General features: G+C 67.8%; 10 protein-coding genes. 8 read left to right on the top strand and 2 right to left on the bottom strand.

All coding sequences use genetic code 11. The features are described 5' to 3' along the window. The first annotated feature begins 46 nt into the window (after positions 1–46). The 5 genes from D5S08_RS17145 (at position 47) to D5S08_RS10375 (ending at position 9095) form a co-directional block, all read left to right on the top strand. Complete coding sequence (locus tag D5S08_RS17145) at positions 47–3175, top strand: TonB-dependent receptor (protein ID WP_241557344.1); 3129 nt, start codon at positions 47–49, stop codon at positions 3173–3175. A gap of 61 nt (positions 3176–3236) precedes the next feature. Further along, a complete protein-coding gene (locus tag D5S08_RS17410) occupies positions 3237–4898 on the top strand; it encodes a glycoside hydrolase family 43 protein (RefSeq protein ID WP_338322976.1) in 1662 nt (553 codons plus the stop codon). After that, on the top strand, positions 4895–7264 hold the full coding sequence (locus tag D5S08_RS10385; RefSeq protein WP_121118243.1) for a family 43 glycosylhydrolase: 2370 nt from the start codon (positions 4895–4897) through the stop codon (positions 7262–7264). The genes D5S08_RS17410 and D5S08_RS10385 overlap by 4 nt, the downstream gene beginning before the upstream one ends. Positions 7265–7304: 40 nt before the next feature. Further along, on the top strand, positions 7305–8705 hold the full coding sequence (locus D5S08_RS10380) for a family 43 glycosylhydrolase (protein ID WP_241557343.1): 1401 nt from the start codon (positions 7305–7307) through the stop codon (positions 8703–8705). An 18-nt stretch (positions 8706–8723) separates the two neighbouring features. Then, positions 8724–9095, top strand: coding sequence for a hypothetical protein (locus D5S08_RS10375; protein WP_121118241.1), 372 nt, complete (start codon positions 8724–8726; stop codon positions 9093–9095). On the opposite strand, the gene D5S08_RS10370 is transcribed toward D5S08_RS10375, so the two are convergent. Then, entirely contained in the window at positions 9092–11218 is a 2127-nt protein-coding gene (locus tag D5S08_RS10370) for a PLL family lectin (RefSeq protein WP_121118239.1), read from the bottom strand. The two genes, D5S08_RS10375 and D5S08_RS10370, sit on opposite strands and share 4 nt — an antisense overlap. Positions 11219–11544: 326 nt before the next feature. Here D5S08_RS10370 and D5S08_RS10365 point away from each other — a divergent pair, with 326 nt between their 5' ends. Further along, positions 11545–13929 carry a DNA/RNA non-specific endonuclease gene (locus tag D5S08_RS10365; protein ID WP_121118237.1) on the top strand — a complete coding sequence of 795 codons (2385 nt, stop codon included), beginning with the start codon at positions 11545–11547 and terminating at the stop codon, positions 13927–13929. Positions 13930–13979: 50 nt separating this feature from the next. Here D5S08_RS10365 and D5S08_RS10360 read toward each other — a convergent pair whose 3' ends face one another. Continuing rightward, a complete protein-coding gene (locus D5S08_RS10360; protein ID WP_121118236.1) occupies positions 13980–15134 on the bottom strand; it encodes a pyridoxal phosphate-dependent aminotransferase in 1155 nt (384 codons plus the stop codon). A gap of 283 nt (positions 15135–15417) precedes the next feature. On the opposite strand from D5S08_RS10360, the gene D5S08_RS10355 reads away from it, so the two are divergent. Both D5S08_RS10355 and D5S08_RS10350 read left to right on the top strand, forming a co-directional pair. Further along, the gene (locus D5S08_RS10355; protein WP_121118234.1) at positions 15418–16230 is read left to right on the top strand and encodes a sulfite exporter TauE/SafE family protein; all 813 of its coding nucleotides are present in this window, start codon (positions 15418–15420) and stop codon (positions 16228–16230) included. A 75-nt stretch (positions 16231–16305) separates the two neighbouring features. Further along, positions 16306–16821: an Lrp/AsnC family transcriptional regulator gene (locus tag D5S08_RS10350; protein ID WP_121118619.1), complete on the top strand. Its 516-nt coding sequence runs from the start codon at positions 16306–16308 to the stop codon at positions 16819–16821. The last annotated feature ends 30 nt before the right edge of the window (positions 16822–16851 follow it).

Below are 16851 nucleotides of genomic sequence, written 5' to 3'. Positions count from 1 at the left end.
ATATGTCCGACAAATGCCTAAAAAGGCATGAACATGAGGGAGAGTGATGATGAGGGCATCCGTGTACTTGCTCGGTGTGGCGCCGCTGGCGCTGATGATCCAGCCCGCGATCGCGCAGGAGGCGCCGCCGGCCGACCCCACGCAGGCCGCGGCGGACGCGCAGGCGAGAGCGGCGCAGCGCTCACCCGGCGCGCCGGACCAGCCGGCGGGCGCACAGCAGGGCGGCTCCGTCATCACCGTCACGGGCCTGCGCGGCAGCCTGGGCACCGCCGCCGCGCTCAAGCGCAATGCCGATGCGATCATCGATGCGATCGTCGCGCAGGACATCGGCAAGCTGCCGGACGATACCGCGGCGGAAAGCATCGCCCGTATCGCCGGCGTGCAGGTCAACCGTTCGGGTGACGAGGCCAACGGCATCCTGATCCGCGGCCTCGCCAATGCGGCGACGACCTATAATGGCCGCGAGTTCTTCACGGCGGAAAACCGCTTCGTGCAGTTGCAGGACTTCCCGGCACAGGCGCTGGCCGGGATCGAGGTCTACAAGTCCGGCACCGCCGACCTGGTGGAGCCGACCCTGGCCGGGCTGATCAATGTCCGCACGCGGCGGCCGTTCGACTTCCAGGGCACGGCGATCGCGGGCGGGATTAACGGCACCTATAACGACCAGAGCCGCAAGTACGATCCGGGTGGCAACATCCTGTTTTCCACCCGCAAGGACACCTCGATCGGCGAGATCGGCATCCTGCTGAACGCCACTTACGCCCAGTCGCAATATTACAATGGCGTGCGCTATAACGGGCAAGGCATCGTCACGCCCAGCGCCGTATCCGTCATCACCCCGGAATCCGCCGGCAACAGCTTCTATTACCCCGAACGCGTCGGCCTCTACAATGATGGCGGGCGGCGGTATCGCCCGTCCGGCAATGCCAGCATCCAGTGGCGGCCGAGCAACGATTTCGAGATGTATGTCGACGCGATCTACCAGGGCTATCGCGGGCGCGGCTATATCGACAATTTCAACGTGGACATCCGCGGCTTCGACCCGACGCTGAGCGACGTGGTCCTGTCCGAGGATGGCGGCCAGGCGGTGAGCCTGACCAAGAGCGGCGGCAACCGGCAGGACATCTACCGCAGCACGAACAAGAACTACACCAACACGCGGCAGGTCGCCACCGGCGCGAAGTGGGAAACCGGGCGCATCACCCTGTCGACCGACCTCGCCTATACCTGGAGCGAGTATGGCGCCAACGAGTTCAGCCTGGATTCCTATGTCCCGCCCAAGACGGTGGCGGTTGACTTCGATCAGGATGGTGGCGCTTCGTTCGATTTCCTGGACTTCGACGTGGAGGATCCGAGCAACTATTTCTGGCGCGGCTATTATGAATCCCGTTATTACGTAAAGGGCGCCGGCTGGCAGTGGCGCGGCGACATCTCCTACGACACCGGACGGGATTGGCTGCACACGGTGCAGGCGGGCGTGCGCTACACCAACCGGGATGCGAGCGGGCAGAACGGCAACCGCTATGCCGGCACGGCCGACCTGATGATCCCGCTGACCGACCTGCCGGTCGGCGAATTGCAGCTGACGACCGATCCGTTCCGCGGCGGGTCGCAGGGCTTTGTGCAATATCTCGCGCCGGAACGCGGCGGCATCATCAACAGCCAGGACGCGCTGCGGGCGCTGAGCATCCAGTCGCTGGAACGGCTGGTGGCCGCCAATCCGAACGACCAGGGCTATCGCGACGCGCTGGCCCGGTTCCAGGCGGGGCCGCAGACTCCGTACGATCCGCTGACGGTGTTTTCGGGGGACGAGCAGAGCTATGCCGGCTACGCGCAGGGCAAGTACCGCTTCGGCCTGGGCGACATGGAACTGGACGGCGTCGTCGGCCTGCGGGTGGTCAATACGCGCGGCGAATATTCCGGCACCTCGCAGATCCAGTCGCCCGACCCCGATGGCGACGGCCCCCTGCCCGCCCCGCCGGCCACCGTCACCCCCACCACGGTGTCGCAGAACTATACCGATGTGCTGCCCAATATCAGCGCTCGGCTGAAGATCCGGCCCGACCTGCAGCTGCGGCTGGCCTATACCTACACGCGCGAACGGCCCAGCTTCGGGCAGCTGAACCCAGCGCTGCGGATCACGCAGGTCGATCCACGCAACCCCGATCCCAACCGCCCCAGCAACGTCGTCGCCTATGGCAGCAGCGGCAATCCCAACCTGGCGCCGCTGACATCCAAGAACTACGACGCCAGCCTGGAATATTACTTCACCCGCACCGGCTTCATCAGCGGGGCGGTGTTCTATCGCGACCTGTTCGGCTTCATCACCAATTTCACCCGCCGTTCCGAATTCCCCGATATCGGCCTGATCGAAACCAGCCAGCCGATCAATTCGGGCGAAGGGCACTTCTTCGGCGCGGAAGCCAATTTCCAGACCTTCCTGGATTTCCTGCCCGGTGCCTTCGCGGGCTTCGGCGTGTCGGGCAACGTCACCTATCTGGACGGGCAGTACCGCCTGCCCCGGTCGGTGGACATCGACAGCGGGGCGATCGAATATGGCGACCTGGTGACCATTCCGGGCGTGTCGAAGTGGACCTACAACGCGGCCGCCTTCTACGAACGGGCAGGGATGACCGTGCGGCTGTCCTACAATCGCCGGTCCGACTGGGTCGATTTCTACCGGCAGGATCTGGATACGGGCGGGCAGTATACGGGCGTGGGCATCCGCACGCGCGACCGGCTCGATTTCTCGGCCAATTACGACGTGACGGAAAACTTCACCCTGGCCGCCAGCGTCACCAACATCCTCGCCCGGCCGTTCGAAAACTACAACAACTACCAGCCCGGCCGGCAGTACCCGGTCGATGTGCGGGATGAAGGCCGCTATTTCGGCCTCGGCCTGCGCTTCCGCTTCGGCGAGCGAGCGCCGCGACCGGGTGCCGCGCGGCGCCCGGTCGCACCGTTCCCGCCCGGCATCCTCAGGAGGGATAATGTCCGCAAAGATCAACGGCTTCAGAAGGGCCCTGCTCGTCACGATGATGGCTTGGGCGGCCGGCGTCGCGGCGCAGGATGCGCCGCCGCAGCAGTCTCGCCCCGGATGGCCGATCAGCGACCTGCTGTTCACATCCTTTCGCGGCAATGGCGACGGCCTGCATCTGGCGGTCAGCGAGGATGACGGGCTGATCTGGCAGGATCTGGACAAGGTGTTCCTGCAGCCGTCGGTCGGCGGCGGACTGATGCGCGATCCGCATATCGTGCGCGGACCGGACGGCATCTTCCGCATGGTGTGGACCACCGGGTGGCACGACCGCGGCATCGGCTATGCCAGCTCGCCCGATCTGGTGAACTGGTCGGAGCAGCGCTTCCTGCCGGTGCTGGGCGACCTGCCGGGCGTGAACAATGCCTGGGCGCCCGAGACCTTCCATGACGCGGCGAATGGCCGTTACGTCATCACCTGGTCGTCGGACATAGACGGGCGTTTCCCCGAGACGAAATCGACGGAGCGGATGAACAACCGCACCTGGTACGTCACCACCACCGATTTCGAGACCTTCAGCCAGCCGCAGGTGCTGATCGATCCCGGCTTCGACCATATCGACACGACCATCATCGGCAGCGACGGCCGGTACATCGCGGTGTTCAAGGAAGGCGACCGGCAGGAACAGCGGCAATGGGGCGCGATCCGCTGGGCGGTGGCCGATGCGGTGACCGGCCCCTACACCCTGATGCCGCAGCCGATCGTGTCGGATTTGCGGGCGGAGGGCCCGACGCTTGCCACGGTGAACGACAAGGTGCGCCTGTATGTCGATCATTATGCCGATGGCCGGTACGGCGTGTTCGAGACGACCGACTGGAGCAGCTGGACGGACATCTCCGCCAGCGTGCAGGTCGCCGCGGGACAGCGGCACGGCACCGTGCTGACGGCGCCCGCCTGGATGGCGCAGGAACTGAGAACCGCAGCGCCCGCCGCCCTACCGGTGGAACCGGTCCCGGCGCCGCCCCCCGCCATCGGAGGCTTCACCGCCGATCCCGCGATCCGGGTCTTCGGCGACACCTACTACATCTATCCCACGTCCGACAAACCGAACTGGCAGACGACGGATTTCTCCGTCTGGTCGTCAAAGAACCTGGTCGAATGGCGAAACGAGGGCATGATCCTCGACGTGGCCAACGATCTGGGTTGGGCCAAGGTCCAGGCCTGGGCGCCCGACGTGATCGAGCGGAACGGGACATATTACATGTACTTCTGTGCGGAGGGGAATATCGGCGTCGCCACATCGGCCTCGCCCACCGGCCCCTTTGTCGATGCGCTGGGCAAGCCGCTGCTCGCCAAGGGCAGCGGGGTCGAAAGCAACACGATCGATCCCTACCCGTTCATCGACGATGACGGGCAGGCCTATCTGTATTTCGGCAATGGCCGGCTGCTGAACGTGGTCAAGCTGCAACCCGACATGATCACGCTGGACGGCCCGGTGCATGGGATCGAGCTGCGGGACCATCGGGAAGGCCCGGTCGTGTTCAAGCGCGACGGCACCTATTACTTCATGTGGTCGATCGATGATGCACGCAGCCCGAACTACCGCGTCGGGTGGGGCACCGCGCCATCGCCCATGGGCCCGGTCATGTCCCCGCAGGACGGCTTCATCGTGCTGCAACGGAACGGCGCTGCGGTGGGCACGGCGCATCACAGCGTGGTCAACGTGCCCGGAACCGATCGCTGGTATGCGGCCTACCATCGCCACGCCTTGCCCGAAGGCGGCGGGTACCAGAGGCAGACTGTACTGGCGCGGATGGAGTTCGGCCCGGATGGCGCGATCCTGCCGATGGACCCGCTGGTGCCGGCCTTCAGGCCCGGCGATGCCGGCGAGCCGGTGCCCGCGGCGGCGACCGGCCTGTGACGCGCCTGCCGGCCACCCTTGCGGCGGCGCTGGCCGGATTGTCGGTTTCGGTGATCGCGCTGGCGCAGCAACCCGCGACACAGGCGATCCCCGAGGCTGCGCCCGGTCGGCCGAGCGTGGCGGATGCCGGCGATGCGGCCTCGATCGCGGACAGCTGGGTCGTGCCGCCGGTGGTGGCGTCCGGCACTCGCCTGACCGCGCCGGCTGGGACGCGCGTGCGCTGGAGCACGGAGGGCGCCGGGCTGCAGGGAGACGTCCTGTTCAATGACGGGGATGAACCCCTGTCGGTGACGCTGACGGGGGTGATGACCCTGCCCGCCGGCGGCTCCGTGGTGAAGCGCTTCGCCGTTCAGGTGCTGGGCGGCGATGCCCGCCGGCTTGTCTCCTACACCAGGGCGCCCACCAACGCTCACGATGCCAATCAGCCGATCGTGGCGCACAGCCTCCACCTGGCGCTGGGTCAGGCGGGGGCGGCCGAGGCCGCGCCGCTGAACGACGATTACGGGGTGCTGTTTCCAGCCGGGGACTATACCGGCGTCGACCAGGTCGCGTTGCGCGGCATCGCGCAGCCATCCTTGTTCCACTTCGCGGATGGCGGCCTTGGCGTCATCGCCACGCGGGTGACGATGTCGGGTGAGGCCGACGAGACCCAGGCGTCGAGTGCGCTGATCTTCAAGGCGGACCCGGCCAGCCCGGCGGATTTCACCGAACTGGGCCTGATCGATCTGGGCACGGACACCGGCATCGTCGCGCCGGCGGCGGTCTGGGACTCCGCGGCGGAACGCTATGTCGTGTCCTGGACCGACAATGCGGGCACCCCCCGCTGGGCCACCGTGGCCGACCTGTCACGGACCGAACTGGTCGCGGCGCCGTTCTGGCCGGAGAATGGCGGGCGACGGTCGCGCATCGTGTCCGACGGCAATGTGGGCGATGTGCGCGAAGGCAGGCTGACCATTCCAGGTGCCGGGCCAACCGGTGCGCCACCGGGCCTGGTGGTGAGCCCGGCGACGGCCCTGGCGCTCACCAACCGGTTCGGGCGGATCGTGAACACGGGGGCTGCAGTGCCGCCGATCGCCATCAAGGCCGGCGATGTCGCGCCCGTGCGCCAGGCAGCGGTGCAGCTGCGCTACTCGGACGGGTCCACCGCCACCCGCAAGGTCGATTGGAATGAAGCGGACCTGCGCCGGCTGGCCTCCGCCTCCGCCGGCACCCACGTGATCCGCGGCACGGTTCGCCAGCCATCCTACCCGCAGATCTTCGCCTACAATCGCGCCGATCCCAACATCTACCGCTACGATCAGGGCGGCACCGTCCGCTACCTGTTCATCGCCACCGACGACACGGGCAACAACAATGTCGGATCGCACCACCTGCCGATCCGCGTGGCGGACAGCATCGCCGCCCTGGCCGACGCCAATGGCGGGCGGGAGCGGGAGGTGGATCTGCTGAACCGGCAGACGCGCGGCGAACGCACGGCGGAAGGGCGCGCGATCGCCGGGTGCTACTGGGCGCCCGAACTGCACGAGATCGGCGGGCGGCTTTCCGTCCTGTTCGCCCCCTGCTTCAATCCCGATGACGACCAATCGACGCAAGGCGGCAAGTGGAACACGGTGCAGGCGCATATCATGCAGCTGCGCAGCGGCGGCGATCCCGCCAACCCCGCCGACTGGTCGCAGCCCGCCGCCGTGCTCCGGGCCGACGGATCACCGCTGGGCCGCCCGGATCAGGCCGGCAATATCAGCCTGGACATGTCGTATTTCACGGCTGCCGGGCAGAGCTACTACACCTGGTCGCAGCGATACCTGCCGCCCACGGGCGAGCTGGGCGATCCGCTCACCTGGATCGCCAGGGTGGCCTCCGCCTCACCGGCGCGGCTTGCTTCCGACCCGCAGCCGATCATCGCGCCCAACCTGTCGTTCGAGGAAAACCTGTCCGAAGGCGCCTTCGCCCTGTTCCACGATGGGGAGGTCCATCTGGTCTATTCGGGCTCCTCCGTCAGCCCGACCTATGTCGTCGGCGGCGTGCGGGCGCGGGAAGGGGCGGACCTGACCGACATCGCCAGCTGGCGCAAATGGCGCGCGCCCCTGCAGAAGAGCGCGCCGATGCCGCCGGGCGTGACCGACTACCTGAACCATGAACAGGGGCCGGGCCACGGATCCTTCACCACGGACGAGGATGGCAACGCCCTGTATGTCTATCATACGTGGGGCAATGATGTGGGCGGCGACGGACGTGACACGCGGCTGCGCCGCCTCCACTGGGCGGCGGACGGGCGCCCGGTGCTGGACATGACGGCCGAGGAAGAGGTCGCGCCGGCGCACCGGGCGGTGACGCTGCAGGTGACCGTCAGGCGCAGCCCGCGATGACCCGCACACGCCACAGCGAACAAGCGACGGGAGATTTGCCATGATCAGGTTCAGCCGATGGACACCGGCCGGCGGGGTGCTGGCGCTGCTGCTGGCCGGATGCGCCGCGACCGGCGACGCGCCGCCGATGCGGGTGGCCGGCGCCGCGCCCGCCTGGGATGCGCCGGGCAACCGGAACCCGCTGCTGCCCGGCTACTTCGCCGATCCGTCCATCGTGCAGGATGGCGGGCGGTGGCACATCTTTGCCACCATCGACCCCTGGGGCAGCCGGCAGCTGGGCCTGTGGACGTCGGAGAACGGCCGCGACTGGAGCTTCTCCAGGCCCGAATGGCCGACCAAGGCGGCAGCCACCACGCCGGATTCCAGCGACGCCATGGTCTGGGCGCCATCCGTGATCAGGGCGCGGAACGGGCAATGGTTCATGTATGTCTCGGTCGGCAGCGAGGTGTGGGTCGGCACGGCGCCATCGGCAGCCGGCCCGTGGCGCGATGCCAATGGCGGCAAGCCGCTGATCGCCAAATCCTTCGCCCCCGAATATCACATGATCGATGCCGAAGCGTTCATCGACGATGACGGCACGGCTTATCTCTATTGGGGATCGGGCCACAACTGGCAGAACGGGCACTGCTTCGCGGTGCGGTTGAAGCCCGACATGGTCACCTTCGACGGCGAGCCCGTGGACGTGACGCCCGCGAATTATTTCGAAGCGCCGCTGATGGTGAAGCAGGGCGATCGCTACCTGCTGACATATAGCGACGGAAAGACGACAACGGACACCTACAAGGTCCGCTACGCCGTCGGCGACACGCCGTTCGGCCCGTTCCAGGAGGCGGCGAACAGCCCCATCCTGGTCACCGACGATGACCGCAACGTCATCAGCCCCGGCCATCATACAATATTCCGGTCCGGTGGGCAGCCCTACATCCTGTATCACCGGCAGGCTCTGCCCTGGGTGCCCGGGCGTGACGAGGTGTTGCGCCAGGTCGTCATCGATCCGCTGGATGTGCGATCCGACGGCACGATCGCCAATGTGCGGCCTTCGCATGGCGGTGACGTGGCGGGCTTCGCCGCGCATCGGACCACCGGGCTGGGATGGACCGCCAGCGGAACGGGTGGAGACACCCTGCACGGCCCGGACCGGGCGGCGGACAACAATTATGCAACGCTGTGGCAGCCTGCAGCCGCAGGCCCGGCGCAGCTTGTCGCCGATCTGGGCAGTGTCCGGCAGGTCACGGACAGCGAGCTGCGACCCGAATTCGCCGACCGGGCCTACCGCTTCGGCATCGATGTCTCGACCGATGGCCGCCAGTGGCGGACGGTCGTGCCGGTCGCGGAGCAGCAGGGCTCGCCCATCCGGTCACGCCTGGACGCCAGCGCCCGCTACGTCCGGCTGGTATTCCCCGAAGGCGGTGCGGCCGTGTGGGAGTGGGTGCTCCGCTGATCCCGGCGCCCGCTGCCTGTGTCGGGGCGCAGCGAACAGCGCTATGGTGCCGTGGTGGAAGCGTTGATCGTCCTGAAGGCGGGCGCAGGTCCGGATGCGTACGAGGCCCTGCTTGGAAGCCACCGCGTCATCGCGGCCTTGCCGCCGCGCCTCTTCGTTCTCGACGTCGGCATCGGCGAGCCGGTGGCCCTTCGCGCGCACCCGGCGGTCGAGCTGGTGCTGACCGCAGATGCCGAACTGCCCGGCACCGGTGCGCTGTCCGATACGGAGAGCCTGTTCGTCGACAGCTGGAAGCTGCGTCACACGGCCGTGAAGCCGCGGCCGGGTGATGGCCGCGACTGGGACGCGCCGGGCTTTACCCCGCCCGGCGCGCCGCCGAACCGGCGCTAGACGCCCATCGGCCACCAGCCGCGCCATCCATCCGTGAAGCCTGGCTCCCAGGCAGCGGTGAACACACGTCCGTCCAGGCCCACCACCCATGCGTCCAGGAAGTCGGGCGAACGGCTCACCCCGGTGACCGCGCCGCCGAGCGCGGTGCGCCCGCCGCGCAGGTTCCACCAGCCGTGCCAGCCATCGGTAAAGGCCGGCTCCCACGCTGCGGTGTAGGTGGTGCCGTCAGTGCCGGTGACGAAGATGTCGAGCTTGTCGGCAGAGCGCGACACCGGGTGGATCGGCGTGCCGGGCTGCGCGCGGCCGCCACGAATGTGCCACCAGCCGTGCCAGCCATCGGTGAAGCCCGGCTCCCACGCCGCCGTCATCGTCTCGCCACCATTGGCGGTGCCGAAGATGTCGAGCTTGTTGCGGCTCCTGGATATGGCGGTGAGCGGCGCGTGGCCGGGAAAGCGTATGGCGCCAATCCGCCACCAGCCCATCCATCCGCCGGAACCCGGGTGCCAAGCGGCAGTGTAGGCGTGCCCGTCTGTGCCGACGACGAAGATGTCGAGGTGATCGGGCGCGCGGCTGACCGCCGTGACCGGGGCGCCGGGTTGCCCACGGCCGCCATTGATGTGCCACCAGCCGTGCCAGCCATCGGTGAAGCCGGGCTCCCACGCCGCGGACATCACCCGCCCGCTGGTATCGGTGACGAAGATGTCCAGCTTGTCGCGGCTTCTCGACACGACATGCACCGGCGTACGCGGGGGGCAGCGCACGTCGCCGATCCGCCACCAGCCCCGCCACCCGCCCGAGGTCGGCGTCCAGGCAGCCGTGTAGACGTGACCGTCGGTGCCGGTGACGAAGATGTCGAGGTGGTCGGGCGCGCGGCTGACCGCCGTCACGGGCGCACCGGGCGCGCCGAAGCCGCCATTGAGGTGCCAGAAGCCCTGCCACCAGGTTCTCATCCCCGGCTCCCAGGCGGCGGACATGACCCGGCCGTCACGGTCGCAGAAGAAGATGTCGAGCTTGTTGCGGCTGCGCGAGACGGCGTGGACAGGCGCGCCGATGGGCAGGCGCGCGCTGGTCAGCCCCCAGCCGAAATGCCGGCGGGTGTGCGCGCACATGTCCCAGTCATTGGCCTTCATCAGGCAATTGATGCCGCCGCCAGGGGCGCAATTGGCGCAGTTGGCGTTCGGTTCGGCATAGATGCCGTGCGTGCTGGTGCAGGTGCAGCCCGAACTCGCATATTCGTCCGGAGCGGAGAAGATGTGCCCCGTCTCATGCGCGAACACGCGGTCGATGTTGGTCGGGCCCCAACCGTCATTCGCGTAATCCATCACGATGCGCGGCGACGAGGCATAGGCGAAGTGCCACAGGGGGTAGCCGCGCACGAAGAACACGCAATAGGCCCAGCGCGTGTTTAGCCGCCCGCGCAATGCGCGCACGTAGTCGATCACGCCCTGCCAGTTCTGCGTGTGCCCCAGCGCCGCCATGGCCGGGTTGCGCCAACGCTCCTCGTCGCTGGCGGCCGTGGCGTTGGTGGCGGTGGTGATGGAGACGTTGCGGATCTCGTAATGCCAGCTGATCCCGGCCGAGGGATCCTGGTTGCCGAGCCAGGTCAGCCCGGCCTGCACCTCCGCCACGACCTCCGTGCGCTGCGCCGCGCTGAACTGCGTGGCGGCATCGGGGCCGTTGACGATGATGATGCCGACGGCAACCGAACCGTCGAGCGTGGCGATCGTCGTCGGGCCGATCGCCTCCGCGCCCGTACCTGGCGCTTCACCTTCGAATACGATCGTCTCGGGCCCATATTCCGGCGGCGGGCGGCAGCCCCGCATGTCCCATGCCTCGCCATCGCGCGGGCGCCTGAGCTTGGTCTCGCGGAACTCGGCCGAGCGGCGCAGCGCGAAGGCGTCGAGACCGAACCGCTCGGTTTCGCTGAGCCCGCCCAGGGCTTCGGGCATTGCGGCCGGGCGGGTCCTGGCCCCGATCGGGGCGCGATCGATGTGCACCCGCGGCCCATAGACATGCAGCGGCATGCCAAGGTCGTTGCCTTCGCTCGTGCCTGCCCGAACCGCTTCCGCGTCGGCAGGCGGCTCCACGACCAGCACCTCAAGGTCTGGATCGATCTCGCTCATCGGGTCCTCTCCTCTGGATTATGTTTTCCGGCAGATGCGCAAGGCGCTGCCGTTCACGCGCAACCTCTCCGTGCTTCGGGATCAACCGAAGCAACAGGGACGATATTGTCACCAAATCAAACAATTAACTGATACTTCGTGTTTACGCCGGTTCTTGCCCTACCCAATGGAGAGTCAAGTATTTAGTGGCACAGATCACGACGACTCGCAGTGGAGTCCCGTCTTAATAAAACGACGTGTTCCAATTTGCAACGCGCTCTTCTTAAGCTTATGAAGTCAAGACTCCCAGGCTGCCGCTTTGCAACATTGTCTTGATCGGAGATGGTATGGATCAGCGAATTGCCGCCGCGGTTCAGGACCGCCTGCGGCAGAACCGGCCGGAAATCCTGCGCTCCATCGAAGCGGCACGCGCCGGCAACCCGCTGGCGGCGGAGAACAATGCCGAACGGCGCCGGGAGCGGCTGCAGACCAAGGCGGGCCTGACCGTGCGCGAGGCCGATGCGCTCAGCCGGGCCATTGGCGGCGGCGAAAAGGTCGTGCATGCCGCCGCCCCTGACGAGCGGAGCATGACGGAGGCGGCAACCCAGGGTCCGCCGTTCCGGGTCGCCGCGCGGCCGGAACTGGCCGAAAAGGTGTGGGGCGACACCACCGACTTCGTCAATGTCAGCTTTCTCGACAAAGGCGCGCGGATCGCCCGGGCGGTGGGGCGGGTCGCCTACCGCAACGGCCAGGCGCTCGGCAGCGGGTTCCTTATCGGCAACGGGCTGTTCCTGACCAACAACCATGTCGTCCCGACGCGGGAGGCGGCCTCGTTCCTGGCCGTCGAATTCGATTACGAGCTCGACCTGACGGGGAACCCCAAGCCGGTCACCAGCTTCGCGATCGACACCACGGTGTTCATGACCGACACTTCCGAGGCGCATGGGCTGGACTTCACCGTCTTCGCGCTGGGCGAACGGTTGACGGGCGAGCTCCCGCTGGAGGTGTTCGGCTGGAGCGGACTGTCGGATTCAGCCGACAAGCACATGCTGGGCGAGTTCGTGAACATCGTCCAGCATCCCAACGGCCGGCACAAGGAGGTCGTGCTGCGCGAGAACCGCCTGGTCGGCCGCTACGCCGACGCGCTGCATTACGTCGCCGATACCGAGCCTGGCTCCTCCGGCAGCCCGGTGTTCAACAGTGAATGGCGGCCGATCGCGCTGCATCATTGGGGCGGGCCGTGGCGGCAGGTGTTCGGCGACGACCAGAACCCGCTGGATATCGAGGTGAACGAAGGCATCCGGATCAGCGCCATCGTGCGCAACATGCGCAACCGCCTTGTCGACCTCGACGCGCATGCGCGCGAGCGGATCGCCAGGGCGCTCGACATGGGGGGCGAGCCTGAGCGGGCGGGCGACAACTTCGTGCCGGACCATCGCACGCTCGCCGGGCTGACGAGCGGCACCGCGCCATCCGCGCGCATGGATGACAGCGGCGGCGTCACCTGGACCGTGCCGGTCGAGATCTCGGTACGGCTGCCCACGCTCAGCCCGGAGCTGCCCGCGGCCAAGGCTGGCCCGGCCGCCGCCACATCGGCCGGTGCGGGCGACCCCGAGCGGCGCGCGATCGGGCTGTACGCGGACCGCCAGGGCTACAAGAGCCGCTTCATCGAGGGGTTCGACGTGCCGCTGCCCGCATTGGCCGCCGACCTCGTGCCGCTGGCCGCGCGCAGCAAGGCGGCCGGTCCGGGGGACAATCCGTTTGAGCTGAAGTACCACCATTTCAGCATTGTGATGAATGGCCGGCGCCGACTGGCCTTCTTCACCGCCTGCAACATCGACGGGGCCACGGCCAAGGCGCTTGACCGGCAGTCGGGTACGATGAAGCCGCTGCGGCCCGACAGCCCCGGCCTGAACGACAGCCTGGAGGAGGCCGCGACCGAGGCGGCGAGCTGGCGCGGGGAGCCCCGGCTGGAGCCGCATGAATTCGCCGGCAATCAGTTCTACGCCGGCCAACGCGTGGCAGGCTTCCCCAATTCGAACGACCCCGGGCGGCTCGCGCGGATGTTCCAGCGCGGCCACCTGATCCGCCGGCTGGATCCGGTGTGGGGCGAGGACGAGCAGGCGCGCGCTGCGGAGGCCGATACCTTTCACTTCACCAACGCGGCACCGCAGGTCGGCTTCTTCAACCAAGGCACCGCGGCGCCACGGACGCCCGGTTCGGGCGGCGGCAAGCTGTGGCGCGCGGTCGAGAACTACGTGTTGCGCAATGCGGTGGCGGAAAACCAGCGGGTGACGACCTTCACCGGCCCCATCTTCAGTCCCGACGACAGGCCGTTCCGCGGCCTGCAGGTGCCGACCCGCTTCTTCAAGATCGTTGTGTGGGCGGAAGGCAGCGAGCTAAGATCGCTGGCCATGCTCGCGAGCCAGGCTGAGGTGATCGAAACCTGGCCCGAGGCCATGTTCGGCGGCGCCGGCGAGTCCACCCCTGTGATCGAGGGGCCAGAGGCCTTCATGGAACCTGGCGAGCTCGACCGGGTGACGGACTTCCTCTCCACGATCGCCAGGGTCGAGCAGCTCACTGGCCTCGACTTCGGCGACGCGGCACGCGCCGCCGACGTGCGCAGCGGGGAGCAGGATGCGCAGGTCGCCAGCGAGGACCAGCTGGTGCTGCGGCCCGGGCCGGCGCCCCGCCGCACGCCACGGCGGCCATCCCGGCGGAAGCAGCCCTAGCGCGCGTGCGATGAAATCCGCCGGGCCGGCACCCGGGTGTCAGGTTCGGATCAGGCGAGCACCTTGTCCACCGCGCTGCTGAAGGCCGCCATGTCGGAGGACGAGCCGATGGTGACCCGCGACACATCGGGCCAGATCGGCCAGGAGCGGCCGATCTGCACATTCTCGGCCAGCAGCGCCTTCTGGATGTCGGCCGCGGGGCCACGCTTCCAGTCGACCATGATCATGTTGGCTTCCGAACCCGGATGGACCACCACGTCATGCTTCGACAGGCTGGCGATCGTCCGTTCGCGGTTGGCGATCATCTCGGCACGGCGGGCGGCGACCCGGTCCGCCAGCGGATAGGCGGCGGTGCCGCAGGCGAGCGCGGTGATCGGCAACGTGCCGGTGACCTGCCGCCCGTCATAGCGCATCATCTTCTCGTGCAGCGCGGGCGCTGCGAAGGTCAGGCCCAGGCGGATGCCGGCCATGCCGAACAGCTTGGAAAAGGTCCGCATCACGACCACGTCGTCCCGCGTGGCGGCCAGCCTGGCCGCGCTGGGCGCTTCGGAGAAGTGGATATAGGCCTCGTCCACCAGCACCACCGAATCGGCCGGCTTGTTGGCCACCAGCCATTCGATGTCCGACAGCGGGGTCACCGTGCCGGTCGGATTGTTGGGCGTGCAGATGTAATACAGCCCGGCTTGGGGGTTGGCGGCGAGCATGGCCCGCACGTCCAGCCCCTTGCCCGGCTGCAGCGGCACCTTGGTCAGCGGCGCTTCCAGCCAGGCGGCCGCGCGCCAGGCCGATTCGAAGGTCGGGTCGGCGGTGACGAGGCCCTTGGTGGGCGAGCAGAACGAGATCACGGAACGGACCAGCGGGTCGCCCGAGCCCGGCCACGGCAGGATGCGATCTTCCGGCACGCCATCCACCTGCGACACGGTGCGCAGCAGCATGCCGCGCTGGTCGTCGGGGTCGTAGCGATTGCCCTCGGCCGCGATGCGGCCGGCGGCGGCGACCGCCTCCGGGAAGGGGCCGGTCCAGCATTCGTTCGCGCCGATGCGCACCGCGCCGGCGATGCCGCGGGCGGCCTGGCTCTGCGCCTGGGCCTGCCCGGCCACCTGCGCCAGCATGGCCCCGCCGCCGACCAGCGCGGCGATCCGGCCGAGCTGCCGCCGGGAATAGCCGCGATCCAGCAGATCCGCGCGTGCTTCCTGTTCCATCATCTGAATGTCCCCTGATTTTGCCACCACCGGGCCAAGGCAGGGCCGCTGCCGCGCAGGCAGGCCATCACCCTTCGACCCCACGCCCCTTGTGTCCCACTACCGCAGCGCAGCGTCAAACACTTTTAGCCGCTCATGCGGTTTCTAACGCATGATTCGTCTGACTTTACTCTCTTGTTCAGAACAAACATTGCACCTAACAGGGGAATGCGACGGCATCCGGGGCTGATGAAGAAAGATGCGCGCGCTGCGGGAGCGGACCTTTGGAACAGACAGGGGTTATGCAATGATCGATATCATCGTGCCGGCATTGGGCTTGCTGGCGGCAGGGCTGGTCGCCGGCTTCGCCGCCGGACTGTTCGGCATCGGTGGCGGTTTCGTGGTGGTGCCCGCGCTGCTGATCGTGCTGCCGCTGCTGGGCGGCGATCCGCACCATCTGGCGCATGTCGCCATCGGCACCAGCGCCGCAACGATCATCGTCACCTCGCTCCGCTCGCTAAGCGCCCATGCCCGCCGCGGCGCGGTGGAGTTCGAGATCCTGCGCGGCTGGGCCCTGTGGATCGTGCTGGGATGCGGCGCGGGCGTGCTGCTGGCCGACCATGTGAACGGGCGGCTGCTGACGCTGATCTTCGCCACGGGGGTGGCGCTGATGTCCATCAACTTCCTGGTGCCGCAGCTGAGCAACAAGGTGGTGACGGACGAGATGCCCGGCGGGCCGGTCCGCGTCGCCTTCGCGACCGGCCTGGGCGCCTTTTCCAGCCTGCTGGGCATTGGCGGGGGGACGCTGGCGATCATGATGATGACGCTGTGCGGGCGGACCATCCACCGGGCCATCGCCACCGCCAGCGGCGTGGGCGCGCTGATCGCGGTGCCGACCACGATCGGCTTTGTCGCGATCGGCCTGGGGCAGCACCACCTGCCCTGGGGATCGCTGGGTTATGTCAACCTGCCGGCCACGGCGGCGGTGGCGGCGATGTCGATCCTGACCGCGCCGCTGGGCGTGGCCGCGGCGCACAGCCTGCCCAGCCGGCCGCTGAAATCCGTCTTCGGGCTGTACCTGCTGTTCGTGGCCGCGGTGATGTTCAGCCGCAGCATGTAACGCGCAGCCGTGCCGGCCGTGCCGGATCACGCCATCCCGCTGGAATCATGGCATCGCCTGGTTTATGGCCAGGCGATGAAGCTTAGCACGGTCAGCAACATCGCGCTCGACGAAGCCGATCTGAAGATCCTCGACGTCCTGCAAGGGGATGGTTCGCTGTCCATCGCCGCGGTGGCGGAACGCACGGGGCTGTCGCAGAACGGCTGCTGGCGGCGCATCCGCCGGCTGGAGGAAGAAGGCGTCATCAGCGCGCGCGTGACGCTGCTCAATCCCAAAAAGGTCGGCCTGAACCTGACCGTCTTCATTCACGTGAAGGCCAGCGAACATTCGGAAGAATGGTTCGACGCGTTCTACGCCACCGTCTCCGCCATGCCCGAGGTGGTCGAGTTCTACCGCATGGCGGGCGAGGTGGATTACCTGATCAAGCTGATCGTCGCGGACATCGCCGCGTATGATTCGGTGTACAAGCGGCTGATCAAGGCGGTGAAGATCGTGAACGTCACCAGCACCTTCGCCGTGGAGGTGCTGAAGCTGACCACCGCGCTGCCGCTGGCGCAGCGGGCGCTGCCGGACGTCGCCCCCGCCGCCTGAGCCCCACACGAAAAGGGCGGAGCCGCCGAG

This window comes from Croceibacterium ferulae, assembly GCF_003660445.1.
Taxonomy (GTDB): Bacteria; Pseudomonadota; Alphaproteobacteria; order Sphingomonadales; family Sphingomonadaceae; genus Croceibacterium; species Croceibacterium ferulae.
Note: the sequence above shows the minus strand (reverse complement) of the source record. Positions and strands in the feature narration are given on the sequence as shown.

Excerpts from the sequence above, each read along its gene's own strand:
- D5S08_RS10360 (WP_121118236.1), bottom strand. The coding sequence starts at position 15,134 with ATGATGGAACAGGAAGCACGCGCGGATCTGCTGGATCGCGGCTATTCC.
- D5S08_RS10365 (WP_121118237.1), top strand. The coding sequence starts at position 11,545 with ATGGATCAGCGAATTGCCGCCGCGGTTCAGGACCGCCTGCGGCAGAAC.
- D5S08_RS17145 (WP_241557344.1), top strand. The coding sequence starts at position 47 with ATGATGAGGGCATCCGTGTACTTGCTCGGTGTGGCGCCGCTGGCGCTG.
- D5S08_RS10380 (WP_241557343.1), top strand. The coding sequence starts at position 7,305 with ATGATCAGGTTCAGCCGATGGACACCGGCCGGCGGGGTGCTGGCGCTG.
- D5S08_RS17410 (WP_338322976.1), top strand. The coding sequence starts at position 3,237 with ATGCGCGATCCGCATATCGTGCGCGGACCGGACGGCATCTTCCGCATG.
- D5S08_RS10370 (WP_121118239.1), bottom strand. The coding sequence starts at position 11,218 with ATGAGCGAGATCGATCCAGACCTTGAGGTGCTGGTCGTGGAGCCGCCT.
- D5S08_RS10355 (WP_121118234.1), top strand. The coding sequence starts at position 15,418 with ATGATCGATATCATCGTGCCGGCATTGGGCTTGCTGGCGGCAGGGCTG.
- D5S08_RS10350 (WP_121118619.1), top strand. The coding sequence starts at position 16,306 with ATGAAGCTTAGCACGGTCAGCAACATCGCGCTCGACGAAGCCGATCTG.